24 protein-coding genes and 1 tRNA gene are annotated in these 23,230 nt (G+C 70.8%); 18 read left to right on the plus strand and 7 right to left on the minus strand.

Annotated features, from left to right (window positions below):
* Positions 1-66 precede the first annotated feature (66 nt).
* Positions 67-885, plus strand: a complete 819-nt coding sequence (locus DC434_RS19135; protein WP_243409019.1) for an SGNH/GDSL hydrolase family protein — start codon at positions 67-69, stop codon at positions 883-885.
* On the opposite strand, the gene DC434_RS19140 is transcribed toward DC434_RS19135, so the two are convergent.
* Positions 854-1,381 carry a VOC family protein gene (locus DC434_RS19140; RefSeq protein ID WP_116636945.1) on the minus strand — a complete coding sequence of 176 codons (528 nt, stop codon included), beginning with the start codon at positions 1,379-1,381 and terminating at the stop codon, positions 854-856. The genes DC434_RS19135 and DC434_RS19140 overlap by 32 nt on opposite strands.
* Before the next feature lie 95 nt (positions 1,382-1,476).
* Here DC434_RS19140 and DC434_RS19145 point away from each other — a divergent pair, with 95 nt between their 5' ends.
* The gene (locus DC434_RS19145) at positions 1,477-2,331 is read left to right on the plus strand and encodes a helix-turn-helix domain-containing protein (RefSeq protein WP_116636913.1); all 855 of its coding nucleotides are present in this window, start codon (positions 1,477-1,479) and stop codon (positions 2,329-2,331) included.
* On the opposite strand, the gene DC434_RS19150 is transcribed toward DC434_RS19145, so the two are convergent.
* Positions 2,257-3,486 (minus strand): amino acid permease, encoded by a 1,230-nt coding sequence (locus DC434_RS19150; protein WP_116636914.1) that lies wholly within the window; start codon positions 3,484-3,486, stop codon positions 2,257-2,259. The genes DC434_RS19145 and DC434_RS19150 overlap by 75 nt on opposite strands.
* A gap of 41 nt (positions 3,487-3,527) precedes the next feature.
* Positions 3,528-3,998, minus strand: a complete 471-nt coding sequence (locus DC434_RS19155) for a DUF4442 domain-containing protein (protein ID WP_116636915.1) — start codon at positions 3,996-3,998, stop codon at positions 3,528-3,530.
* Positions 3,999-4,105: 107 nt separating this feature from the next.
* On the opposite strand from DC434_RS19155, the gene DC434_RS19160 reads away from it, so the two are divergent.
* From DC434_RS19160 to DC434_RS19210, 11 genes are all read left to right on the plus strand, one after another.
* A complete protein-coding gene (locus DC434_RS19160) occupies positions 4,106-4,504 on the plus strand; it encodes a GntR family transcriptional regulator (RefSeq protein ID WP_116636916.1) in 399 nt (132 codons plus the stop codon).
* Positions 4,501-5,559 (plus strand): DUF1648 domain-containing protein, encoded by a 1,059-nt coding sequence (locus DC434_RS19165; RefSeq protein ID WP_116636917.1) that lies wholly within the window; start codon positions 4,501-4,503, stop codon positions 5,557-5,559. The genes DC434_RS19160 and DC434_RS19165 overlap by 4 nt, the downstream gene beginning before the upstream one ends.
* Positions 5,556-6,509: a type II CAAX endopeptidase family protein gene (locus DC434_RS19170; protein WP_116636918.1), complete on the plus strand. Its 954-nt coding sequence runs from the start codon at positions 5,556-5,558 to the stop codon at positions 6,507-6,509. Before DC434_RS19165 ends, DC434_RS19170 begins: the two co-directional genes overlap by 4 nt.
* A 31-nt stretch (positions 6,510-6,540) precedes the next feature.
* Entirely contained in the window at positions 6,541-7,200 is a 660-nt protein-coding gene (locus tag DC434_RS19175; protein ID WP_116636919.1) for an O-methyltransferase, read from the plus strand.
* 91 nt (positions 7,201-7,291) lie between these two features.
* Positions 7,292-8,572: a phosphopyruvate hydratase gene (eno, locus tag DC434_RS19180; protein WP_116636920.1), complete on the plus strand. Its 1,281-nt coding sequence runs from the start codon at positions 7,292-7,294 to the stop codon at positions 8,570-8,572.
* A 64-nt stretch (positions 8,573-8,636) separates the two neighbouring features.
* A complete protein-coding gene (locus tag DC434_RS19185; protein WP_243409020.1) occupies positions 8,637-9,209 on the plus strand; it encodes a septum formation initiator family protein in 573 nt (190 codons plus the stop codon).
* Positions 9,210-9,256: 47 nt separating this feature from the next.
* Complete coding sequence (locus DC434_RS19190; protein WP_116636921.1) at positions 9,257-9,799, plus strand: DUF501 domain-containing protein; 543 nt, start codon at positions 9,257-9,259, stop codon at positions 9,797-9,799.
* Positions 9,796-11,091 carry a S8 family serine peptidase gene (locus DC434_RS19195; protein WP_341945878.1) on the plus strand — a complete coding sequence of 432 codons (1,296 nt, stop codon included), beginning with the start codon at positions 9,796-9,798 and terminating at the stop codon, positions 11,089-11,091. The genes DC434_RS19190 and DC434_RS19195 overlap by 4 nt, the downstream gene beginning before the upstream one ends.
* A 38-nt stretch (positions 11,092-11,129) precedes the next feature.
* A complete protein-coding gene (locus DC434_RS19200) occupies positions 11,130-12,680 on the plus strand; it encodes an NAD(P)/FAD-dependent oxidoreductase (protein WP_116636923.1) in 1,551 nt (516 codons plus the stop codon).
* A 292-nt stretch (positions 12,681-12,972) separates the two neighbouring features.
* Entirely contained in the window at positions 12,973-13,869 is an 897-nt protein-coding gene (locus tag DC434_RS19205) for a cation-transporting ATPase (RefSeq protein ID WP_116636924.1), read from the plus strand.
* A gap of 11 nt (positions 13,870-13,880) precedes the next feature.
* A complete protein-coding gene (locus DC434_RS19210) occupies positions 13,881-14,537 on the plus strand; it encodes a DedA family protein (RefSeq protein WP_116636925.1) in 657 nt (218 codons plus the stop codon).
* 10 nt (positions 14,538-14,547) lie between these two features.
* Here DC434_RS19210 and DC434_RS19215 read toward each other — a convergent pair.
* A tRNA-Leu gene (locus DC434_RS19215) sits at positions 14,548-14,620 on the minus strand.
* 86 nt (positions 14,621-14,706) lie between these two features.
* Here DC434_RS19215 and DC434_RS19220 point away from each other — a divergent pair.
* The 3 genes from DC434_RS19220 (at position 14,707) to DC434_RS19230 (ending at position 17,923) form a co-directional block, all read left to right on the plus strand.
* Positions 14,707-15,954, plus strand: a complete 1,248-nt coding sequence (locus DC434_RS19220; protein WP_116636926.1) for an alanine racemase — start codon at positions 14,707-14,709, stop codon at positions 15,952-15,954.
* A complete protein-coding gene (locus DC434_RS19225) occupies positions 15,951-17,264 on the plus strand; it encodes a D-arabinono-1,4-lactone oxidase (protein WP_116636927.1) in 1,314 nt (437 codons plus the stop codon). Before DC434_RS19220 ends, DC434_RS19225 begins: the two co-directional genes overlap by 4 nt.
* Positions 17,265-17,356: 92 nt before the next feature.
* Complete coding sequence (locus DC434_RS19230) at positions 17,357-17,923, plus strand: LemA family protein (protein ID WP_116636928.1); 567 nt, start codon at positions 17,357-17,359, stop codon at positions 17,921-17,923.
* Between the two features lie 62 nt (positions 17,924-17,985).
* Here DC434_RS19230 and DC434_RS19235 read toward each other — a convergent pair whose 3' ends face one another.
* Both DC434_RS19235 and DC434_RS19240 read right to left on the minus strand, forming a co-directional pair.
* Positions 17,986-18,906, minus strand: a complete 921-nt coding sequence (locus tag DC434_RS19235) for a hypothetical protein (protein ID WP_116636929.1) — start codon at positions 18,904-18,906, stop codon at positions 17,986-17,988.
* Positions 18,903-20,162, minus strand: a complete 1,260-nt coding sequence (locus DC434_RS19240) for a crosslink repair DNA glycosylase YcaQ family protein (protein WP_116636930.1) — start codon at positions 20,160-20,162, stop codon at positions 18,903-18,905. Before DC434_RS19240 ends, DC434_RS19235 begins: the two co-directional genes overlap by 4 nt.
* 69 nt (positions 20,163-20,231) lie before the next feature.
* On the opposite strand from DC434_RS19240, the gene DC434_RS19245 reads away from it, so the two are divergent.
* Both DC434_RS19245 and ilvA read left to right on the plus strand, forming a co-directional pair.
* Positions 20,232-21,428 (plus strand): AI-2E family transporter, encoded by a 1,197-nt coding sequence (locus DC434_RS19245; protein ID WP_116636931.1) that lies wholly within the window; start codon positions 20,232-20,234, stop codon positions 21,426-21,428.
* On the plus strand, positions 21,425-22,654 hold the full coding sequence (gene ilvA, locus DC434_RS19250; protein WP_116636932.1) for a threonine ammonia-lyase: 1,230 nt from the start codon (positions 21,425-21,427) through the stop codon (positions 22,652-22,654). The genes DC434_RS19245 and ilvA overlap by 4 nt, the downstream gene beginning before the upstream one ends.
* Positions 22,655-22,720: 66 nt before the next feature.
* Here ilvA and greA read toward each other — a convergent pair whose 3' ends face one another.
* The gene (gene greA / locus DC434_RS19255; protein ID WP_116636933.1) at positions 22,721-23,212 is read right to left on the minus strand and encodes a transcription elongation factor GreA; all 492 of its coding nucleotides are present in this window, start codon (positions 23,210-23,212) and stop codon (positions 22,721-22,723) included.
* Between the last annotated feature and the right edge of the window lie 18 nt (positions 23,213-23,230).

Below are 23,230 nucleotides of genomic sequence, written 5' to 3' on the forward strand. Positions count from 1 at the left end.
CCGGAGAAGGCACGGATGTCGGGCGGAGTTCATTCCGCGTTCACGACCGTCGTGTCGAATCGTGGCGTGAGCCGTATCCGCGTCCTGGTGCTCCGGGGTCTTGTCGCCGGCCTCGCGGTCGCGGCCGTCCTCGTCGGCATCCGTCTCGTCCTCACCCGGCAGGCGGCGCTCGCCAGGGAGCGGATCGGGAAGCCGCTGGGCGAGGAGTCGCTGGATGCCGATCGCGTCTGGCGCCGGTCGCTCGACGGCGACCCGATCGACCTGCTGATCCTCGGCGACTCGATCGCGGCCGGGCTCGGCGCGGAACGGCGCAAGGAGACGCTCGGCGGGCGGCTCGCGAAGGGACTGGCACGACGGATGCGCCGTCCCGTGCGCCTGCACACCGCGGCGGTCGTGGGCTCGGAGTCCCCGGATCTTCCGGCGCAGCTCGACGGGCTGTCCGCCGACTACCGTCCGCGCGTCGCCGTGATCGTCGTGGGCGGGAACGACGTCACGCATCGCCTTCCGCCTTCGCTCTCGGCCCAGCACCTGCACGAGTCGATCCGACGGCTGCGCGAGGCGGGTGCCGAGATCGTCGTCGGCACGTGTCCCGACCTCGGCGCGCTGCGCCCGGTGCCGCAGCCGCTCCGGCGCCTGGCCTCCAGCATGTCGCGCCGCCTCGCCGACATCCAGGCGGAGACGGCGCGGCACGCGGGCGCCGAACCCGTCGACCTGCGTCGCGCGGTCGGGCCGATGTTCTTCGACGAGCCGGAGGCGATGTTCAGCCTCGACCGCTTCCACCCGAGCGCTCTAGGCTACCGGCGCACGGCGGAGGCGCTGCTCCCTGCCGTGTGCCGCGCTGCCGAGGTCGCCGTCAGCTCGCGGCGTCCGTCGGCGCCGAGGTGAACGACTCGGCCCATTCGGCCACGCGCCGGCTGCTCTCCTCGTCGGAGATGTCCTCGACCCGGGTCATCACCGACCAGCGCACGCCGAACGGATCGCGGATGCTGGCGAAACGGTCGCCCGACACGAACGGCGCGGGAGCTTCGCGCACGGTCGCTCCCGCGGCGACGGCCTTCTCGACCACCGCGTCGACGTCGGGCACGTACAGGCCCATCGAATAGCAGTCGTCGTCGCCCTCGGGCGAGGGGACGAGGTGGTAGTCGGGGCTCGGCTCGCCGAGCTGGAGGAGCCCGAGCCCGAAGTCGAGGTCGGCGTGGGCGACGACGCCGCCGAACTCGGTCACGTCGACGACGCGCGCGCCGAAGACGTCCCGGTAGAACTCGATCGCCTGCTTCGCTCCCGGGATCGCGAGGAAGGGCGTGAGCGACGTCGCGCTGTTCGGTCGTCCGTCTGTCGTGTAGGTGCCGTTCGCGCCGGTGGTGGGGGTCTCATCAGTCATGTCCTCACGGTACGAGGGGCAGGATGCCGGCGGCTTGAAGATCTGCGCCAACCTCGGTCCTCCGCGGTGTCGGGGCCGGACCCTACGCTGGGCCCATGGTGAATCCGACCCGCGGCATCCTGTACCCGGCGCGCCTGCCGGAGTTCCATCGGCTGCCGGCACCGGCCGATGCGGCAGACCTCGTCGCGTGGTTCTGGATCCCCGAGTGGGACATCGCCCCGGGGCGCTCGTCCCGGCAGGAGGTCGTCTCGTATCCCGCGCTCAACCTCGTGGTCGAGCCGGAGGGGGTCTCGCTGTCGGGCGCGACGACCCGCGTGTCGCACCGCGACCTGCGCGGACGCGGCTGGGCCGTGGGGGCTCTGCTGCGCCCCGCCGCGGTGCCCGCTCTCGTCGAGGAGCCGGCTGCGCTCATCGACACCGAGGCACGGGTCGACGCGCCGGGACTGCTCGATGCCGTGACCGCGGCCATGGAGTCGGGCGAGGGGCACAGGGAGCGCGCGGTCGCGTCGTTCTCGCGGTGGCTCGGCGAGCGGATCGGCCGACCCGGCGAGGCCGCACGTCAGGCGAACGCCCTGTCCGACGCACTGATGGGGGAGGACGCCGCGCTCACGCCCGAGGAGGCGGCCATGCGACTGGCGGTGTCGGTGCGCACGCTGCAGCGGATGACGCACCGGCACGTGGGTCTGTCGCCCGCCGCGATGATCCGTCGGCGGCGTCTGCAGGAGGCGGCCCAGCTGGTCCGCGACGAGCCGGCGACCGATCTCGCGAGGATCGCCGCCGAACTCGGGTACGCCGATCACGCGCACCTGACGCGGGACTTCCAGTCCGTGCTCGGGATCGCTCCGCGGATGTACCGCTCCGCGTCCGCCGTCGACTCAGCGGCGGGCGAGGCGCAGGCGCAGCATCCGGTACCCGACGCCGCAGACGACGACCGCCGTCCCGACGAGTGAGGCGATGACCGGCAGGCTGTTCACGAGCACGAGGCAGCCGAGCGCCCCGATGACCTGCAGCACGCGCGGATAGCGGCGCGCGGGTCCGGTCTGCCGGAAGGCCGCCGCATTGGCGATCAGGTAGTACAGCAGCACCCCGAACGAGGAGAAGCCGATCGCGTCGCGGAGATCCGCGACGAGCACGATGCCGATGACGATCGCGGCGATCACGATCTCTGCGCGCTGCGGCACCTGACGACGCTCGTCGACCTTCGCCAGGAACCGCGGCACGTCGCTCTCGCGGGCCATCGCGAGGGTCGTGCGTCCGATGCCCGTGAGCAGGGCGAGCAGCGCGCCGAGGGAGGCCGCGGCGGCGGCCACCCGGATGAGCGGTGCGAGCGCGGGCCATCCGGCGGCGACGAGGAGATCGGCCAGCGGGGCGGTCGACGAGGCGGCGTCGCCCCCGAGCACGAGGATGACCGCGAGGCCCACCAGGGCGTAGACGACGACCGCGCCGCCGAGGGCGAGCACGATCGCGCGGGGGATCGTGCGCGCGGGATCGACGACCTCCTCGCCCATGGTCGCGATCCGCGCATAGCCGGCGAACGCGAAGAACAGCAGCCCGGCGCCCTGCAGCACCCCGTACGCGGAGGCGTCGGGGAGCGGAGGAGGCGATGCCGCGGCGGCGGACCCGAACCCGACGGCGACCGTGACGGCGAGACCGAGCAGCGAGCACGCCACGAGGATCCGCGTCAGCAGGGCGGTGCGGGTCACTCCGAAGCAGTTCACCGTGGCGAGGGCCGCCACCGCGACCACGGCGACCGGCGTCTGCCAGCCCTCGGGGGCGGCGTACGCGGCGAACGTCATGGCCATCGCCGCGCAGCTCGCGATCTTGCCGATCACGAAGCTCCACCCGGCGATGAATCCCCACCAGGGGCCGATCTCCGCACGGGCGTAGGCGTAGGTGCCTCCGGCGACGGGATGCACCGCGGCCAGCTGGGCCGACGAGGTGGCGTTGCAGAACGCCACGACGGCGGCGATCGCGAGAGCGATGAGGATGCCGCTGCCGGCCACGCCCATCGCGGGAGCCCACACCGCGAACACGCCGGCTCCGATCATGGAGCCCAGGCCGATCGCGACGGCGTCTCCGAGCGTCAGTCGGCGGGCGAGGAGCATGCCGACATCGTCGCACGCCCAGGTGAACGACAGGGGTCGAGTCAGCCGCGTGCGGCGGTGACCCGCTTCTTCTCGCGGATGTAGACCTCCCGGCGCACCTTCGCGACGATGTCTCCGTCACGGTCGGTGATCACGGTCTCGAACCACTCGAGCACCTTCGCTCCGCCGCGGGCGCGCTCGCGGATCTCGTCGGCCTTCTCCTTCGAGACCTCGAACTCGGCGGTGAGCACGCCGCGCCCCGGCTTGAGGAACTCGATCTCGCCGCGCGTGTCCCACACGACGTGATCGCGCCCGAGCTGATGCATAACCAGCATGAAGAAGTAGGGGTCGGTCATCGCCGACATCGAGCCGCCGAACGCCGTCTTGACGTAGTTGCGGGTGAAGACGTTCACGTGGAGCTCGACGGTCGCGTGGGTCCAGTCCTCGCTGAACCGGCGGATGCGGATGCCGCTGAAGAGGTTCGGGATCCAGAGACTCATGCCGATCGCCAGACGGCGGGGAGTGATGCGCATGGCGCCAGTGTCCCGGATGCGCGCCACACCGTCCAAGACGACTGGAGGGTTGCCACAGTTGTTCTAGTTCACTTAGAATAAGTAGCGATTTGAAAGAGAGGACTCCGATGCTGATCCGAGTGGACACCGACAGCTCTCGACCGCTGTACGACCAGGTCGCGGCGTCCGTCCGCTCCGACATCCTCGCCGGTGCTCTCGTTCCGGGAGACCGGCTGCCCGCGGCGCGCGACGTCGCCGAAGCCCTCGACATCAATCAGCACACCGTTCTCCACGCTTATCAGCGGCTGCGCGACGAGGGACTCGTCGACCTCCGTCGCGGCAGGGGAGCGGTGATCGCGGGGTCGGCGGCGCCGCTGGCCGAGCTCGCGCAGGAGATCGACGCGCTCGTGCGCCGGGCCGGTGCCCTCGGCGTCTCCGCCGAGACGCTCGCCGGCATCGTGCACGCGCATCGCGATCCACGATCCGAGAAGAACGCCCCCAGGAACCCCGAGGAGGTCTCGCCATGACCGCACACGACCTGACCCGCATACCGCCGGCGCCGCTGCGCAGAGCGCGTCTCACCTTCTTCCTCGTCGCGGTCGTCGTGCCCGTCGTGATCTCGGCCATCGGCGTCGCGGTGATCGTCGCCTGGCTGCCGTCGATGCCTGACCAGGTCGCCGTCCACTGGGGTGTCAGCGGCGCCGACGGGTTCGCCCCGGCATCCACCTACCTCTGGATCCTGCTCGGGGTCGGTCTGGTGCTCCCCGTTCTCATGGCGATCACGACGTTCGCCGCGGTGGGTGCGCACTGGGGCGGCGCCGCACGGCTCATGGGCGCACTCGCCGCGGGCCTCGCCGCCTTCGCCACCGCCATGAGCCTCGGCTCGCTCGCGATGCAGCGCGATCTCGCGCCCGAGGCCGACGTGCCGGGCATCGGCCTCGTGATGCTCGGATCGTTCGCCGCGCTCGCGGCCGTCGGTGCCGTCGCCTGGGCGGTGCAGCCCCGGGTCGGCCCCGAGTCGGGTCCCACGCTCGAATCACGTCAGATCGTGCGCATCGCCGAGGGGGAGCGCGTCGTCTGGCTGGCCACGACCTCGATGCCGCGCGCCGCGGTCGCCGTCCTCCTGCTGCTCCTGCTCTCGCTCGCCGCGCTCGCCGCCTTCATGCTCGGTACTGGGGTGCAGGGCGGGTGGGTCGTCGCGGTCGTCGTGCTCGTCGTCGCCTTCGCGATGGTGGCCACCACCGCGTTCCGTGTGCGCGTGACGCCCGAGGGATTCGCCGCCAGGGCGCTGATCGGCTGGCCCCGCATCGAGATCCCGCTCGACGAGGTCGAGTCCGCGCGCGCGGTCGATGTCTCGCCGTTCGGGGAGTTCGGCGGGTGGGGGTGGCGCATCGCCCTGGACGGGCGGACCGGCATCGTGATCCGCCGCGGACCCGCGATCGAGGTCGCGCGTCGCGGCCGACGACCGTTCCTCGTGACGATCGACGGCGCCGAGGAGGCCGCGGCGCTGCTCCAGGCCTACGTGGACCGTGCACGTCTGCGCGGCGCGACCCGGACCGACCAGGGAAAGGCGACCTCATGAACGACTCCACGCCGCTCGAGACGCGACGGGTGCCCTGGGGTGCCGTCATCGTCTTCACTGTGCTCGCCTGCGGTCTCGCCTGGCTGGTCGCGCTGCCTCTGTGGCTCGGCGACGGCCTGGCGGAGCCCCTGGCCGCCGCACTGCTGCCGGTGATGATGCTGACGCCTGCCATCGCGGCGCTCGTCGTCACCTTCGCGCTGCGCACCCCGGCGCGCGGGGAGCGCGCGCGGTTCCTGGGTCTGTGGCCGCTGCGTCCGGCGAAGCGCATCGTCTGGCTGATGGTCGCCGCCTGGCTGGTGCCGCCGCTGCTGGTCGGGCTGAGCATCCTCGTGTCCGCCGCCCTCGGCTTCGTCCGGCTCGATCTCACGTTCGCCGCCTTCGCCGCGGAGCTGCAGAAGGCTCTTCCTGCGGGCGCGCCGATGCCACCGGTCGAGGTGGTCGTGTTCGCACAGATCGCGATGATCCCGCTGGCGGCGCTCCTCAACGCGATCCCCGCGTTCGGCGAGGAGCTCGGCTGGCGGGGATGGCTGGTCCCCGCCCTCCGTCCGCTCGGCACGTGGCCGACGCTGCTTCTCAGCGGCGCGATCTGGGGCGTCTGGCACAGCCCGGTCATCCTCCTCGGCTACAACTTCGGCCGCACCGACCTGAGCGGGGTGCTCCTGATGATCGGCGGCTGTGTCGCCTGGGGCATCCTGCTCGGCTGGCTGCGACTGCGCTCGGCGTCGGTCTGGCCGGCGGTCCTCGCGCACGGTTCGCTCAACGCCGCCGGCGGGCTCATCGTCCTCTTCGCCGCTGCGAAGCCCGACCTGGGCCTGGCCGGACCGCTCGGGGTCGCCGGCTGGATAGTCCTCGCCGTCGTGATCGGGGTCCTCGCGGCCACCGGGCAGTTCCGGCGGCAGCCGGAACTCGCCGGCGCACCGGGAAGGCTGCTCTCCGCTCCACGCTCTTGACTCGTCGCCGGGCCGACGGTTGGCTGAGGGCATGGAATCCACCCCCGCAGCATGGACGCAGGCCGACGCCTTCCTCGCCGACACCCTGGTCGGACACGACCCGGCGCTCGAGGCGGCGCTCGAGGCGCAGCGCGCAGCCGGCCTTCCCGAGATCGAGGTGGCTCCGGTGGCCGGCAAGCTGCTCGACCTCCTCGTCCGCATCAGCGGCGCGAGGCGGGTGCTCGAGATCGGCACGCTCGGCGGGTACTCCACGATCTGGCTGGCCCGCGCTGTCGGCCCGGAGGGGAGGGTCGTGACGATCGAGGCAGAGGCGGACAACGCCGCCGTCGCACGAGCCAGCATCGACGCAGCCGGCGTGGGCGATCGCGTCGACATCCGCGTCGGACGCGGCGCCGACGTGCTGCCGACTCTCATCGCCGGATTCGACCTGGTGTTCATCGACGCCGACAAGGAGTCCAACACCGTCTACCTCGACTGGGCGGCGAAGCTCGGCCATCCGGGGACGGTGATCGTGCTCGACAACATCGGGCGCGAGGGCGAGATCGTGCGCGACGATTCGACGGACTCCAAGGTGATCGGCACCCGCGACGGGCTGCGGATGCTGGGCGACGACCCGCGGTTCGACGCGACGGCTCTGCAGACGGTCGGCGCGAAGGGCTGGGACGGCGTCGCGCTCGCGCTGGTCGTCTGACGGGTCCCTGAGCTCGTCGAAGGGCCGGGCTAGACTGAGCGCGGACCGACGACGCTCCACACAACGTTTTCTCTGAGCAAGGAGCACATCAGTGGCACTGATCGAGGCTGTAGGCGCACGCGAGATTCTCGACTCGCGCGGAAACCCGACCGTCGAGGTGGAGGTGCTCCTCGACGATGGCATCGTCCAGCGGGCCGCCGTCCCCTCCGGTGCATCCACCGGTGCGTTCGAGGCGTACGAGCTGCGCGACGGAGACAAGAGCCGCTATGGCGGCAAGGGCGTGCTCAAGGCCGTCGAGGCCATCATCGACGAGCTGGGCCCGGCCATCGAAGGCGTCGAGGCGAGCGAACAGCGCATCGTCGACGAGATCCTCATCGAGGTCGACGGCACCGAGAACAAGAAGCGCGTCGGCGCCAACGCCATCCTCGGCGTCAGCCTCGCGGTCTCGAAGGCCGCGGCGGACTCCGCCGACCTTCCCCTCTTCCGCTACCTCGGCGGCCCGAACGCGCACGTGCTGCCCGTTCCGCTGTTCAACGTCATCAACGGCGGCGAGCACGCCGACAACGGCATCGACATGCAGGAGTTCTTCCTCGCACCGATCGGCGCCGAGACCTACTCCGAGGCGCTCCGGTGGGGTGTCGAGACCTACCACGTGCTCCGGGCCGAGCTGAAGGCCGCCGGCTACGCCACGGGCCTCGGCGACGAGGGCGGCTTCGCCCCCGACCTGCCCAGCAACCGCGAGGGCCTCGACTTCCTGGTCAAGGCGATCGAGAAGGCGGGCTTCACGCCCGGCTCCGACATCGCCCTCGGCCTCGACGTCGCCGCCACCGAGTTCTTCAAGGACGGCGTCTACCGTCTCGACAACAAGGACTGGGACGCCGCCGCGCTGACCGAGTACTACGTCGGTCTGGTCAACGACTTCCCGATCGTCACGATCGAGGATGCTCTCGCCGAGGACGACTGGGACAACTGGAAGCACCTCACCGATGCGCTCGGCACCAAGGTCCAGCTCGTGGGCGACGACCTGTTCGTCACCAACCCGCAGCGCCTCGCCGACGGCATCAAGCGCGGCGTCGCGAACTCGCTGCTCGTGAAGGTCAACCAGATCGGCACGCTCACCGAGACGTTCGACGCGGTCAGCCTGGCGCAGCGCTCGGGCTACACGGCGATGCTCTCGCACCGCTCGGGCGAGACCGAGGACACCACGATCGCCGACCTCGTCGTCGCGACGAACGCGGGTCAGATCAAGGCGGGTGCGCCTGCCCGCAGCGAGCGCGTCGCGAAGTACAATCAGCTTCTGCGCATCGAGGAGGAGCTGGGCGACGCCGCTGTGTTCGCCGGGCGTTCGGCCTTCCCTCGCTACCAGGGCTGAGCCCGGCCCGCGCTCAGAAAGAAGTCAGATTCACACCGCCTGAGCGGTGACCGGAGGAGGAGCCGTGGTACGACGACCGGCTCCTCCTTCGGCGTCTCCGAAGGCTCCGGCGTCCCCGCCGTCGACGCCCAAGAAGGGGCGCGCCAAGGCCGACGCTCGAGCGGCGTCTGCGCCGCGGCGGAAGCGCGCCAAGGGGAGCACGCAGGGTGTCGATGTCCGCGAGTGGGCTTCCGGCATCCGTCTCTCCGCCTTCTCCGTCATCATGCTGTCCCTCGTCGTGCTGGGAGCGTGGGTGCTCGTGCCGACACTCGGCACGTTCATCGATCAGCGGCAGAAGATCGCGGCGCTCGAGGCCTCCGTGAAGGTCAGCGAGGACGAGATCGCGGATCTCATCGCGGAGCGCGAGCGCTGGAGCGATCCCGCCTACATCACGACCCAGGCCCGCGAGCGCCTGTACTACGTGAAGCCGGGGGAGGTCGTGTACCTGATCGACAACGACCTCGACCCTTCCGCGCTTCCGCGGGAGCAGGATCCGATCAGCGACACTCTCGAGGAGAAGCCGGCGGACTGGATGCCGCAGCTGCTGCGCACCCTCGTCTCGACGGGGCTCAGCGACACCGCGGCCGTCGCTCCCTGAGTGTTCGCTCCGAGCATCCTCCCTGGCGGCTCCCCTACGCTGGTGGGGTGACCACGCCGCCTTTCCCCGCCCCCACGCCCGCCGAGCTCGCCGTCGTCTCGGCGCAGCTCGGCCGCCCTGCACGCGGTGTGGTCGGCATCGCGGCGCGATGCGCCTGCGGCAATCCGACGGTCGTCGCCACGACACCGCGGCTGCCCGAAGGAACGCCGTTCCCGACCTTCTACTACCTGACCCACCCGTCCGCGACGGCGGCGATGTCGACCCTCGAGGCCACGCAGGTGATGCCGGAGCTCGCGGCTCTCCTCGCCGACGACGAGGCGGTCGCAGCCGGCTATCTCGCCGCACACGAGGCGTATCTGGCCGATCGCGGGCGGTTCGGCGACGTGCCGGAGATCGACGGCATCTCGGCGGGCGGCATGCCCACCCGCGTCAAGTGCCTGCACGCCCTCGCGGGGCATGCGCTCGCGGCAGGGCCGGGCGTGAATCCGATCGGTGACATCGCACTCGAACGATCCTCCTGGTCGCCGTCGGTGTGCCGCTGCGAGGACCCCGGTGCGGCAACCCGCGACGAGGCGGCGCGGTCGGCGTGAGCCCGCGACGGATGCTGCGCAGCGTCACGGCCCTCGCGGTCGTGGCGGCATCCGTCCTGCTCCTCGGCGCGACGGCGACGCCTCCGCCGATCCCCGACAACCCCACCGATCCGGTGCGCGCGTCGGAGTACTGGCTCGACGGGGCCAAGATCCGCGAGGCCTGGAAGACGACCAGGGGCGCCGGCGTCACGATCGCGGTGATCGACACGGGCATCGGCAAGGTTCCGCAGACGTTCGGCGACGCCGTGATCGGCGGGACCGACGTCTCCGGGACCGGCACCCCCGACGGCCGCACGCCGGTCGGAGCGGTCGACGGGAACCACGGATCCTGGGTGGCGTCGCTGGCCGCCGGCCGCGGATCCCCCGACGGCACCGGCATGATCGGCGTCGCCCCCGAGGCGAACCTCCTGTCCATCTCCGTGGGGTTCGGTGCGGCGGCGGCCGTGCCGTTCACCGAGCAGGTCGCCAAGGCGATGCGTTGGGCCGTCGACAACGGCGCCGACGTCATCAACCTGTCGTTCACCACGAACACGCTCGACTGGGATGAGAGCTGGGACGACGCGTTCCTCTACGCCTTCGAGCACGATGTCGTCGTCGTGGTCGCCGCGGGCAACCGGGGGAGCGGCACCGACATCATCGGTGCGCCGGCCACGATCCCCGGCGTCCTGACCGTCGGCGGCGTCGATCAGACCGGTACGGCCAGCGTCGAGGCCTCCACGCAGGGGATCACGATCGGCATCTCCGCTCCCAGCGAAGGTCTGCTGGGCGTCTCCGCGAACGGCGAGGTCGTCTCCTGGAGGGGCACCAGCGGTGCCGCCCCGATCGTGGCCGGCGTCGCGGCGCTGATCCGCTCGGCGCATCCCGACATCAAGGCGATCGACGTCATCAACCGGATCATCAAGACCGCGATGCCCGTCGCCGACGCCGTGAAGCCGAGGGATCCGCTGTACGGCTTCGGGCTCGTCGATGCGGCGGCGGCGATCTCCGCCGACATCGCCCCGGTGGACGAGAATCCCATGGGGGATCTCGCCGAATGGATCCACTTCTTCCGGCGCGCCGACACCGAGCCGCAGCCCGAGCCGACGATCACTCCGGTCGCCGTCGAGCCGCTCCCGGATGCCGACGCGCCGACCGAGGCGGGCTCACCGCTGCTTCCCAGCGCTGATTCGCTGCGCTACGGTACCCTGCCGCTCATCGCCCTCACAGTCCCTGGTATCCTGATAGCGCTTGGCGTCACCGCAGCTGCCCGGCGAATCCGATCGGCGCGCGTTTCTCGTACGCCACATTCCTGACTCCAAGGAGTTGTTCCCCTGTGCCTCAGAACAGCACTGTGCCCAAGATTCTGATCGTCGGTGGAGGCTACGCGGGCTTCTACAGCGCGTGGAAGCTCGAGAAGCACCTGCGCAAGGGCGAGGCGGAGGTGACCATGGTCGACCCGCTGCCGTACATGACGTACCAGCCGTTCCTCCCCGAGGTCGCCGCGGGCTCGATCGAGGCTCGGCACTCCGTGGTCGCGCACCGACGTCACCTCAAGCGCACGAACGTCATCACCGCCAAGGTGACGAACATCAACCACGCCGAGAAGACCGCGACGATCACGCCGCCGCTCGGTGAGCCGTACGAGTTCGCGTACGACCAGATCGTCGTGACCGCCGGCGCCGTCTCGCGCACGTTCCCGATCCCGGGCATCGCCGACAACGCGATCGGCCTCAAGACGATCGAAGAGGCCGTCGCGATCCGCGACCGCCTCATGTCGAACTTCGACAAGGCGGCGTCCCTGCCCGCCGGTCCCGAGCGCGACCGACTGCTCACCGTCATCGTCGTCGGCGGTGGCTTCGCCGGTATCGAGGTGTTCGCCGAGCTGCGTTCGCTCGCCTCGTCGCTGGTGTCGAAGTACCCGCAGCTGACGTTCGACGACACGCACTTCCACCTCATCGAGGCGATGGGCCGCATCATGCCCGAGGTCTCGCTGAAGACGAGCGAGTGGGTGCTCAAGGACCTCGCCAAGCGCGGTGCGAACGTGCACCTCGACACGCAGCTCACCAGCGCTGTCGACGGAAACGTCGAGCTCTCCACCGGTGAGGTCATCCCGACCGACCTGATCGTCTGGACCGCCGGTGTCATGGCGAACCCGACCGTCGTCCGCGGCGGCGACCTGCCCGTCGAGGAGCGCGGTCGCATCCAGACCCGCGCGGACCTGCGCGTCGGCACCCCCGAGGCTTTCGTCGAAGGCGCCTGGGCTGCCGGTGACGTCTCGGCCGTCCCTGATCTCTCCGGCGGTGGCGTCGGCGGCTTCTGCGTGCCGAACGCCCAGCACGCGGTGCGTCAGGCGAAGCTGCTCGCGAAGAACATCGTCGCCGTGCTCCGCGGGGAGACCCCGAAGGAGTACTTCCACAAGAACATGGGCGCCGTGGCCGGTCTCGGCCTCTACAACGGTGTCTTCCAGTCCGGAAAGCTCGCGCTCAAGGGCTTCGTCGCGTGGGTCGCCCACCGCGGCTACCACGGCCTCGCGATGCCCACGTGGGAGCGCAAGTTCCGCGTGATCTGGGGCTGGTGGAACAACCTGTGGCTCGGCCGCGACCTGGTGAACCTCGAGACCGTGCAGAACCCGCGCTACGTCTTCGAGGAGTTCGCGGCACGTCCGCGTGCAGCCGCTCCCGCCGCGCCCGCCGTTCCGGCCTCGCCGTCGTCGGATGCCGCGACGACCACCGCCGTGACCGGCGCGGTCCCCGACGACAAGGCCCCGGTCGACGCTGCCGCGACGGAGAAGGCTCCGGCAGCGGAGAAGGCTCCGGCCGCGAAGTCTCCGGCGGCGAAGAAGGCTCCGGCCAAGAAGGCTCCGGCCAAGAAGCCTGTCGCCGAGAAGGTCGCCGCCAAGTAGCACCTCGGCTCAGCCCGTCCGAACAGCCCTCCCTCTGCCGGGGAGGGCTGTTCGCGTTCCAGGGCGCGGCGTGGAGGTCACGCATAGCTCGGCTCGGTAGTGTCGAGCGCGCAAGGGGAGTACTCCCGTCTGCGGCGGAGTCGTCATTACGGACACGAGATCGTGTCCCGGCCCGTCGGCCCGAGAGGGTGGAGGAGACCTTGGCACCCGCTCTGCGGGCTGCCTCGACTCTTGCCGTCGTCCGACGTCGTGGAATCCCGGTGGTCCGCACCGCTCCACGAAAGGGACCATCATGGGAAAGCTCTCCCGCTTGATCGGCATCGCCTCCGAAGCCCTGGAGAAGAACTCCGGGTCCGCGCGCAGCGGCAGTCCCGCTGACGGATCCCGGTCATCGACCGATTGGGGCGGCGTGCTCCGCGGCGCCGTCGACGCCGTGCGAGGTCCGTCGGAGAGTGCCGGGCACCACGCAGAACGCCGGGTGCCCGCCCCGCCGTCGCCTCCCGCCGCCGCAGACCCGTACGCGCCGCCGCCCGCTCCCGGTGCGACGGCAGCGCACGTCGGATCGGCCTCGGGAGCTCGAGCGGCCACGACAGGGACCGACGCCGATCGAGCCGCGATCGCGCGCTACGACTACCTGATGAAGACCGCAGATCCGCAGCGCATCGAGCAGATCCATCGTGACGCGTTCGCCCGCCTGACGCCGCAGCAGCGCACCCTGGTCGAGGAGCGCATGCGCGCGGAACTCGCACCGGGCGAGCGCCCGCACTCCTCCTCGCCGGAAGACCTCGCGCGCGCGGCCGGACGCGCCGAGGCCCTGCGTCCGGGTCGGATGCGCGGACTCCTGTCCCGCGTCCGCGGGAGCGGGACGGGCGGTGCCGCGGTCCTGGCCGGAGGCGCGGCGGTCGGCATCCTCGGTGCGGTCGCGGGCGGCGCGGTGCTCAGCACCGTCGCTGCTCCGCTCCTGGAGCAGGCTGCGGGGCTCGGCGTCGACTTCAGCGCTCTGGCAGAGGGTGTCGATCTGGAGGCGCTCGCCTCGGGCGTCGATGTGGAAGCGTTCACCGGCGGTGCGGAGGAGCTGATGGGATCCGCCGGCGAGGCGGTGTCGGGGCTCGGCGAGACCGCGACCGGCTGGGGCGAGCGTCTCGGCGACCTCGGGATCCCGGGGCTCGGCGACATCTTCGGACGATAGGCGGGGATCGCATGACGGATGCCGACCACGGCTTCACCGGCCTGAGCGGTTTCGCGGCCGACGTCCTCACCGCACTCGGAGACATCGGTGTCGGGGTGCTCGTCTTCCTCGAGGTGCTGGTGCCGCCCATCCCGAGCGAGGTGATCCTGCCGTTCGCCGGCTATCTCAGCCAGAGCGGACAGCTGACCCTCGGATGGCTCCTCTTCTGGAGCACGCTCGCGTCGTGGCTGGGAGCGCTGCTCCTCTACGGGCTGGGATCGGCCATCGGCATGGCGCGGGCGATCCGGCTGCTCGCCGGCACGCGCCTCGTCAGCAGGTCCGATCTCGAGCGGGGCGCGGCCTGGTTCGCGCGGAGCGGCGCGTGGACCGTGCTCGTCGGCCGCATGGTGCCGGGCGTGCGCAGCCTGATCTCGATCCCGGCCGGGGCATCGCGCATGAATCTGCTCACATTCAGCGTCTACACGATCCTCGGCAGCGGGCTGTGGAATGCGCTGCTCCTGGGAGTGGGCGCGGCGCTCGGCACGCAGCACGAGCAGCTCGAGCACTACCTCGGATACCTGGACTACGCCGTGTACACGGCCATCGCGATCGCACTGGTGGTCCTGGTCGTGCGACGGATACGCGAGGCGGCCGCTGCTCGACGGGAACCTGCCGTGATCGACGAGTGAGGATCGGGCGTGCCCCCGCTGGGACTCGAACCCAGACTGAAGCGATTTTAAGTCGCCTGCCTCTGCCATTGGGCTACGGGGGCCACGCCGCCAGCCTATCGGCGACCGGCGCGTGCGACGGGGTGCCGCCGGACGTGATCCGGAGTCCGAGAAGCCATAAGGTGGGGGAGTGCTCGACCTCACCGAAGAACTGAGCCCCGTTCCGGGTGCCCCCGTGGTTGCCCCCGAGTGGCAGGATCCGGCTCGATACTGGCCTCGCCTCTCCGCCGCGACGCAGCACCTGTCCGCGCCGGTCGCGGTGATCGACCGAGAGGCGCTGCGCTACAACGCGATGGACATGCTGGTGCGCTCCGGTGGCCTGCCCATCCGCGTCGCATCCAAGTCGGTGCGCGTGCGTGCGGTCCTGGACGCCGTCCTGAAGCTCCCCGGGTACCGCGGCATCCTCGCGTTCACTCTCGCGGAGGCCCTCTGGCTCGCCGAGACCCACGACGACATCGTGCTCGCCTACCCGACGGTGGACCGGACGAGCCTCGAGATCCTGTTCGCCGATGAGCAGGCGGCGCGCCGCATCACGCTCATGGTCGACGACCCGGCGCATCTCGACCTCATCGACAGCATCAAGGGGCCGGGCGAACGTCCGGAGATCCGCGTCGCAGTCGATGTCGACGCCTCGTGGAAGTCTTCGGTCCTCGGGCACATCGGCGTCCGCCGCTCGGCGCTCTTCACCGCGGGAGAGGTCGCCGGCTTCGCCCGGAAGGTCATCGCGCGCCCCGGTTTCCGGCTCGTGGGTCTGCAGATGTACGACGCGCAGATCGCCGGTCAGGGCGATGACGCCGGGTCCGATGCGCCGCTGATCCGCATGGTGCAGGCGCGGTCGCGCGCCGAGCTGCGCGAGCGCCGGGCGGCGATCGTCGAGGCCGTCACCGCCCTCGCGCCGATGGAGTTCCTCAACGGCGGAGGCACGGGGTCGCTCGAGTTCACCGGCAGCGACGAGTCCCTCACCGAGGCGAGTGCCGGCAGCGGGCTCCTCGGTGGTCACCTGTTCGACGGCTATCGGTCGTTCCAGCCGGCTCCGGCATCCGCCTTCGCCTTCGATGTCGTCCGTCGTCCGGCTCCCGACATCGCGACCGTGCTCGGCGGGGGGTGGATCGCATCGGGCCCGCCCGTCGCCTCACGTCAGCCGAAGCCGGTCTGGCCGCAAGGTCTCCGGACTCTCACTCGCGAGGCCGCCGGCGAGGTGCAGACACCGCTGCAGGGCCCCGCGGCGACCTCTCTCGGCGTCGGGGACCGGGTCTGGTTCCGGCACGCGAAGAGCGGCGAGCCGGCCGAGCGGATCGAGCGGTACCACCTCGTCTCCGGTGACGAGATCATCGACGAGCTGCCGACCTACCGCGGCGAGGGAAAGGCGTTCCTGTGACGAGAATCGGCGGCACCTGGCAGAACTGGGGGCGGTCGGCGTCGGTCCGTCCTGTGCGAGTGGAGCGTCCGCGCAGCCCCGAGGGTGTGCAGCGGGCGGTGATCGCCGCCGTGCACCACGGGCTCACGGTGAAGGCGGTGGGTGCCGGTCACAGCTTCACGGGCATCGCCGTCGCGCCGGGCGTGCTGCTGGAACTCGACGACATGCAGGGCCTGGTCTCGGCGGACGCCGTCACCGGGCGCGTGACCCTGCTCGCGGGCACCCGGCTGCATCGGATCCCGGCGCTCCTCGCGCCGTACGGCCTGGCGATGGAGAACCTCGGAGACATCGATCGGCAGTCGATCTCCGGGGCGATCTCGACCGGCACACACGGCACCGGCGCTGCTTTCGGCGGGCTCGCCACCCAGGTCGTCGGCCTCACGATCATCACGGCCGCCGGCGAGTTCCTCCGCATCGACGAGCAGCAGAACAGCGAACTCCTGCCCGCCGCCGCGCTCGGACTCGGCGCGCTCGGCATCATCGTCGAGGTCACCCTCCAGTGCGTCCCGACGTTCGTCATGCACGCGGTCGACGAGCCGATGCCGCTGGAGGACGTGCTGGATCAGCTCGAGAGCCACGTCTCGGCATCCGACCACTTCGAGTTCTACTGGTTCCCGCACACCGATGTCGCGCTCACCAAGCGGCAGTCCCGCCTGCCCGAATCGGCTGTGCGCAAGCCGCTCCCGACGGTGGGGAAGTGGATCGACGAGACTCTGCTGTCCAACGGCGTCTATCGGCTCGTGTGCGCGGCAGGACAGCTCGTCCCGGCCGTCACCCCGCCGTTCAGTCGGCTGGCGGTGAAGCTCACCGGAGATCGCGAGTACACCGACCTGTCGAATCGCGTCCTCACGCAGAGCCGCACGGTGCGCTTCCGCGAGATGGAATACGCGATCCCCGCCGAGAACGTCGTCCCGGCGTTCCGCGCCGTGCGAGAGCTCATCGACCGCCGGGGCTGGCGCATCGAGTTCCCCGTCGAGGTGCGCTTCGCCGCGCAGGACGACCGGTGGCTCTCCACGGCCCACGGGCGAGCGAGCGCCTACATCGCCGTGCACCGCTACTGGCGTGCCGATCCGACGGAGTACTTCGGGGCCGTCGAGGCCATCATGCAGGAGCACGGAGGGCGGCCGCACTGGGGCAAGCTCCACACGCAGACCGCCGAGACGCTGCGCGAGATCTACCCGCGGTTCGACGACTTCGTCGCCGTGCGCGACCGCCTCGACCCCGAGCGTCGGTTCAGCAACCGCTATCTCGACCGCGTGCTGGGCGACTGACCTGCTCGGACGGCGCCGGAGCGCGTGATCCCCAGTGCACGTGCAGACAGCGCGTCTAGGATGAGAGAAACACGAGGAAGGGTGGGCCTCTGATGGAATGGCTCGTGCCAGTACTGATCGTCGTCGGAGTGATCCTGCTCGTCGGCATCTATCTCTGGGCCACGTACAACTCGCTGGTGCAGCTGAACGTCCGCGTCGATGAGGCGTGGAGCGGCATCACGGTGCAGCTCAAGCGACGAGCCGACCTCATCCCGAACCTCATCGAGACGGTCAAGGGGTATGCCTCCCATGAGAAGGCCGTCTTCGAGAACGTCACGCGCGCACGCGCCGAGACGCTGTCCGCGGGCGGTCCCGGGGAAGCCGGCATCGCCGAGGGACACCTGCAGCAGGCGCTGCGCAGTCTCTTCGCCGTCGCCGAGGCGTACCCGCAGCTGCAGGCGAGCCAGAACTTCCTCCAGCTCCAGCAGGCGATCGTCGACACCGAGGACAAGATCCAGGCCGCGCGCCGGTTCTACAACGGCGGCGTGCGCGAGCTGAACACGAAGATCAAGGTGTTCCCGAACAACCTCTTCGCCAAGGGGCTGGGCTTCACCGAGCGCGAGTTCTTCGAGGTCGCCGACAGCGGCGCGATCTCGGAGCCGCCGCGCGTGCAGTTCTGATGCGCTCTGCGCATCAAGGTTGAGCGAGCGCAGCGAGTCGAAACCCGCCGCTGAGGCATCTCTCACCACGCCGTGAGGACCAGCTCCTCCTCGGTGAACTCGATGTCGCCGCGGATGCTCCAGGAATCGGTGCGGTACGTCGTCGTGCGCTCCGTGCCGTCCTGCCCCGTCCCCGTGACGGTCGCGATGAGGACGCCCCCGTCGGCGAGGAACCCGGTCGCGTCCAGGGCGATCTCCGGTGACGTCTCGATGCGATAGCGGATGTCGGTGACGTCGCGGAACTCCGTCCCCCAGGGGATGCGGATGCCGCAGCCGACCGGCGTCGTCGGAGCCTGCGTCGAGTCGTCTGATGCGGTGCACTCCGCGAGGTGCTCGTCGAGCTGCTCCTGTGCGGCATCGACCGCCGCCGGCAGGGGAGTGACCTCGACCGTGACCTCGACATCCTCGCCCGGCAGCACGAGCAGGTTCGCCGAGCCGTCGAGAAGCGACGAGGGCGCGGCGGAGACGGCGTACTCGGCGGGCAGCAGAAGCAGCGCCTCGCCGACGGATACGGTCTCGTCGCCGAGGCGGACGGACGAACCCAGGTCGGCCGTCACGGTCGCGGTGCCGAGCGCGGACGCCCCGACGGTCCAGCGGCCGTCGACCCGGGTGATGTCCAGCCGTGCCGTCCGCTTCTCCTCACCGAGGCGGAAGAAGATGTCCGCCGTCGCCGCCGCCTCGCCGTTCTGCTCGACCCCGGTGACCTCGGCGTCGTCGATGAGAGCGCTGGCCCCGGCGAACGCGCCGAGCGCCGTCGCGGAGACGTCTGCTCCGGTCGCCGCAACGGCCGCCGGGTCGCCGGACTCGAGCGCGCGCACGTAGGCGCTCGCCGCCTCCTGCGGAGTGCCGGGGCGAGCGAGCGACTGCCCGATCAGCACCCCGCCCGCGGCGGCGACCACGAGAGCGGCCAGGCCTCCGACGAGCCACCACCGGCGCCGCGTCATGACACGCTTTCCCTGGCGTGCAGATGGCGCTGGATCGAAGCGTCGGCGCGGCCGCGAAGAGCGTCGTGGATCGCGGCGGTCGCGTCGCCCCAGCCCGAGACCGAGATGTGCTCGAGCCCCTGCCAGGCCGCCGCGAGGGCGAGCTCCTCGGCGATGCGACCCGCGTCTTCGGCTCGCGCCTGCGGCTCCCACCACGCGGACTGCACCTGCAGCGTCGACGTCGCGCGCTCGGCTTTCAGATCGACCCGCGCGACGATGCGGTCGCCGACGAGGACGGGCAGGGAGTAGTAGCCGAACCTCCGCTTCTCGGCGGGGACGTAGATCTCGATGCGGTAGTCGAGGTCGAACGTGCGAAGCGCTCGATCGCGGAACCAGACCACCGGATCGAAGGGGGTCAGCAGGGCCGCGGCGTCGACCCTGCGTGGCAGGACCGCGTCGCGGTGGCGCCAGGCGGGGATGGGTCTTCCGCTCCGCTCCCAGCCGCGGACGTGCACGGGTTCGAGCTCGCCGGCATCGACGAGGTCGGCGATCGACCGTGCCACCGTCGACCGATCCTTGATGCGGTAGTAGTCGGCGAGATCGGACTGCGTCGCGACCCCGCTCGATCGCGCGGCGCGGCGCATCAGCTCGTGGATCGCCTCGGCGCGCGGGATCTCGCGGGAGAGGATGGCATCGGGTATCACATGCTCGGCGAGCGCGTAGGTGCGCTCGAAGCCGCGGCGTCCGCTCACGGCGACGTCGCCCGTGCGCCAGAGGTGCTCGAGCGCGAGCTTGACCTCGTCCCAGTCCCACCACGTTCCGCGTTCCCGCGGGGCATCGGCGCGCAGGTCGGCAGGGCGCAGCGGGCCGCGCGTGCGCAGCTCGTCCTGCACCCACCGGACCGTGCGGGCGTTGGCGCTCAGCCACGAGTCCTCGCCCGCCCACCGCCGGCGGAAATCGTCCATGCGGAAGCGCCAGAGCGGCCAGTCCTCGATCGGGATGAAGGTGGCCTCGTGGGCGAGATACTCCACGTAGTGCGTGGTGCGGGCCAGGAAGACGCGGTCCAGCAGCGCCGGCTCATAGGCGCCGAGGCGCGAGAACAGCGGCAGGTAGTGCGAACGCGCGAAGACGTTGACCGAGTCGATCTGCAGCACGCCGAGTCGTTCCATCACCCGATCCACATGGCGACGGGAGACGGATGCCGGACGAGCACGGGTGAATCCCTGAGCGGCCAGAGCGATGCGGCGAGCCTGGGCGGGGCTGAGGGTGTCTGTCACGTCGTCAGCGTATCGCCGGCCGGTGACATCGCGTCGTGAGCCGCCGTGCGACCGCCGTAGACTTGGGCGATGAGCGAGGACCAGCGACCCCGGCTGCGAGACCTGTTCCGCCCGCGCCCGGTCTCCACCGACCGCACCGTGACGACCGAGGCCGACGAGGCCGTGCCCCCGAGGCTGCGCATCACCGCCGCATACTCGTGGCGGCTGCTTCTCATCGCCGCGGTCCTCGGCGTCTTCATCTGGCTCGTCATGCTGCTGAAGCTGCTGGTGATCCCGCTGATGGTCGCCATCCTCATCACGGCGCTGCTGTGGCCCGCCTTCGAGTGGATGCTGCGCCACCGGTTCCCGCGGTGGGCCGCCATCGCGGTATCGCTCATCGGCACGGCGGCGATCGTCACCGGACTCGTGTGGCTCGTCGTGTGGCAGGTCCGCGTCGAGCTCCCCGCCGTGCAGGAGAGCACCGCGAAGGCCATCGACGGCTTCCAGGTCTGGCTGCACGAGGGCCCCCTGCAGCTGTCCGACAGCCAGATCGCCGACTACATCGACCAGGGCTTCGCGATGATCGAGGAGCAGACGCAGGCGCTGCTCTCGGGCGCGCTGGCGATCGGCACGACGCTGGGGCATGTCGTCACCGGAGCGCTCCTCGCGCTGTTCAGCCTCATCTGCCTCCTCGCCGACGGCGGCGGCATCTGGCGCTGGACCGTCAAGCTCTTCCCGCGCAACGCCCGCCCGGCGGTCGACGGCGCGGCCCGCAACGGCTGGCGGACGATCGTCAACTACGCGCGCACCCAGCTCTTCGTCGCGACGATCGACGCGATCGGCATCGGCCTCGGAGCCTTCCTCCTGCAGGTCCCGCTCGCACTGCCTGTCGCCGTGCTGGTCTTCCTCGGCTCGTTCATCCCGATCGTCGGTGCGGTCGCCACCGGAGCCATCGCCGTCTTCCTCGCGCTCGTCTACAACGGACCGTGGATCGCGCTGTGGATGCTCGTCGTGGTGCTCGCGGTGCAGCAGATCGAGGGACACATCCTGCAGCCCATCATGATGGGCTCCGCCGTCAAGGTGCACCCGCTGGCCGTCGTGCTCGTCGTCGCCGGCGGTGCGATGATCGCCGGCATCCCCGGCGCACTGTTCGCGGTGCCGCTGGCGGCGTTCGTCAACGTCGCAGCGGTGACCCTGAGCTCGGGATCGTGGCGCACCGGCGCCGCCCCGAGCGGAGATCTGATCTGGAGCACAGTGCCGCGCGAGCGGCAACGGAGGAATCGATGAGCGCAGTCCCCAGCCTTTCCGAGTTCGAGAACGCGGCTCAGAGCCTGGCTGAGGTGATCTCGCACACGCCGACGCTGCCGTCCCGCGCGCTCTCCGACGTGCTCGGCTCTCCGGTGCTGCTGAAGATGGAGAACCTGCAGCGCACCGGCTCGTTCAAGATCCGCGGCGCGGCCTACCGTCTGTCGAGACTCAGCGCCGAAGAGCGCTCCCGCGGCGTCGTCGCGGCGTCGGCCGGGAACCACGCGCAGGGCGTCGCGCTGGCCGCTCAGGCGCTCGGGATCCCCGCCACCATCTTCATGCCGCTGGGGGTGCCGGTGCCCAAGCTCCTGGCCACCCGCGGCTACGGTGCCGAGGTCGTGCTCGAGGGCGAGACCGTGGCGACGTCGCTGCGCCTCGCGGCCGACTTCTCGGACCGCACGGGGGCCGTGCTCATCCACCCGTTCGACCACCGTGACGTCGTGATCGGCCAGGGCACGCTCGGCCTCGAGCTCCTCGACGACGCCCCCGACGTCGACACCATCGTCCTCGGCATCGGCGGCGGGGGCCTCATCGCCGGCGTCGCCGCGGCGGTCAAGGCCCGTGCGGCCGAGCTCGGACGCACGGTTCGGGTGATCGGCGTGCAGGCCGAGAACGCGGCCGCCATGCCGCCGTCGCTCGCGGCGGGCGAGCCCGTCGACATCGTCACGCGCCCGACCATCGCCGACGGCATCCTCGTCGCGCGTCCCGGCGCCATCCCGTTCGACATCATCAAAGACCTCGTCGACGAGGTCGTCACGGTCTCCGACGACGACCTGGCGCGGGCGATCCTCGTGCTGCTCGAGCAGGCGAAGGTCGTCGTGGAGCCGGCGGGCGCCGCGGGCGTCGCGGCGATCCTGGCCGGCAAGGTCACCGGATCCGGGACGACGATGGCGGTGCTCTCCGGCGGGAACATCGACCCGCTGCTGCTGCAGCGCGTCGTCTCGCACGGCCTGGCGGCCTCGGGCCGGTACCTGACGATCCGCGTACCGCTTCCCGACCGGCCCGGTCAGCTCGCGCGCGTCTCCGAGCTCATCGCCGAGGCGGGAGCCAACGTCATGGAGGCCATGCACACGCGCCATGGCCACGGCCTGCAGATCAGCGACGTCATCCTCGAGCTCAGCGTCGAGACGCGCGGACCCGAGCACTCCGAGCACACGCTCGACACTCTGCGCCGGGCCGGATTCGAGCCGATCGTCGTCCCCGACTGATCTCCCGGCAGAGACGAAGCGCCCCGGCATCCTCAGGGACACCGGGGCGCTCGCGTGTGACCGACGTCAGCCGGTGTACGTCTCCACGTTCACGATCTCGACGGCGATCGAACGGCCGTTCGGAGCCTCGTAGGAGGACTTCTCGCCGACCTTGAGGCCGAGGATCGCCTGGCCGAGCGGGCTCGCCTCGCTGTACACGTCGAGATCGCTGCCGCCGGCGGCGATCTCGCGACTGCCGAGGAGGAAGACCTCCTCGCCGCCCGCGACGACCGCGGTGACGACGGTGCCGGGCTCGACGATGCCGCGGCTGGCCGGGGCCTCGCCGACCTTCGCGGTCTTCAGCAGACCCTCCAGGGTGCGGATGCGGGCCTCCTGCTTGCCCTGCTCGTCCTTCGCGGCGTGGTAGCCGCCGTTCTCCTTGAGGTCGCCCTCTTCACGGGCGGCTTCGATGCGCTTGGCGATCTCGTCGCGGCCGGTGGTGGACAGGTGCTCCAGCTCGGCGACGAGCCGGTCATATGCTTCCTGCGTGAGGAAGGGAACCTGAGCGTCGGTGGACATGACGAAGCTCCTTCTTTC

This window comes from Microbacterium sp. TPD7012 (assembly GCF_003075395.1).
Classification (GTDB): Bacteria; Actinomycetota; Actinomycetes; order Actinomycetales; family Microbacteriaceae; genus Microbacterium.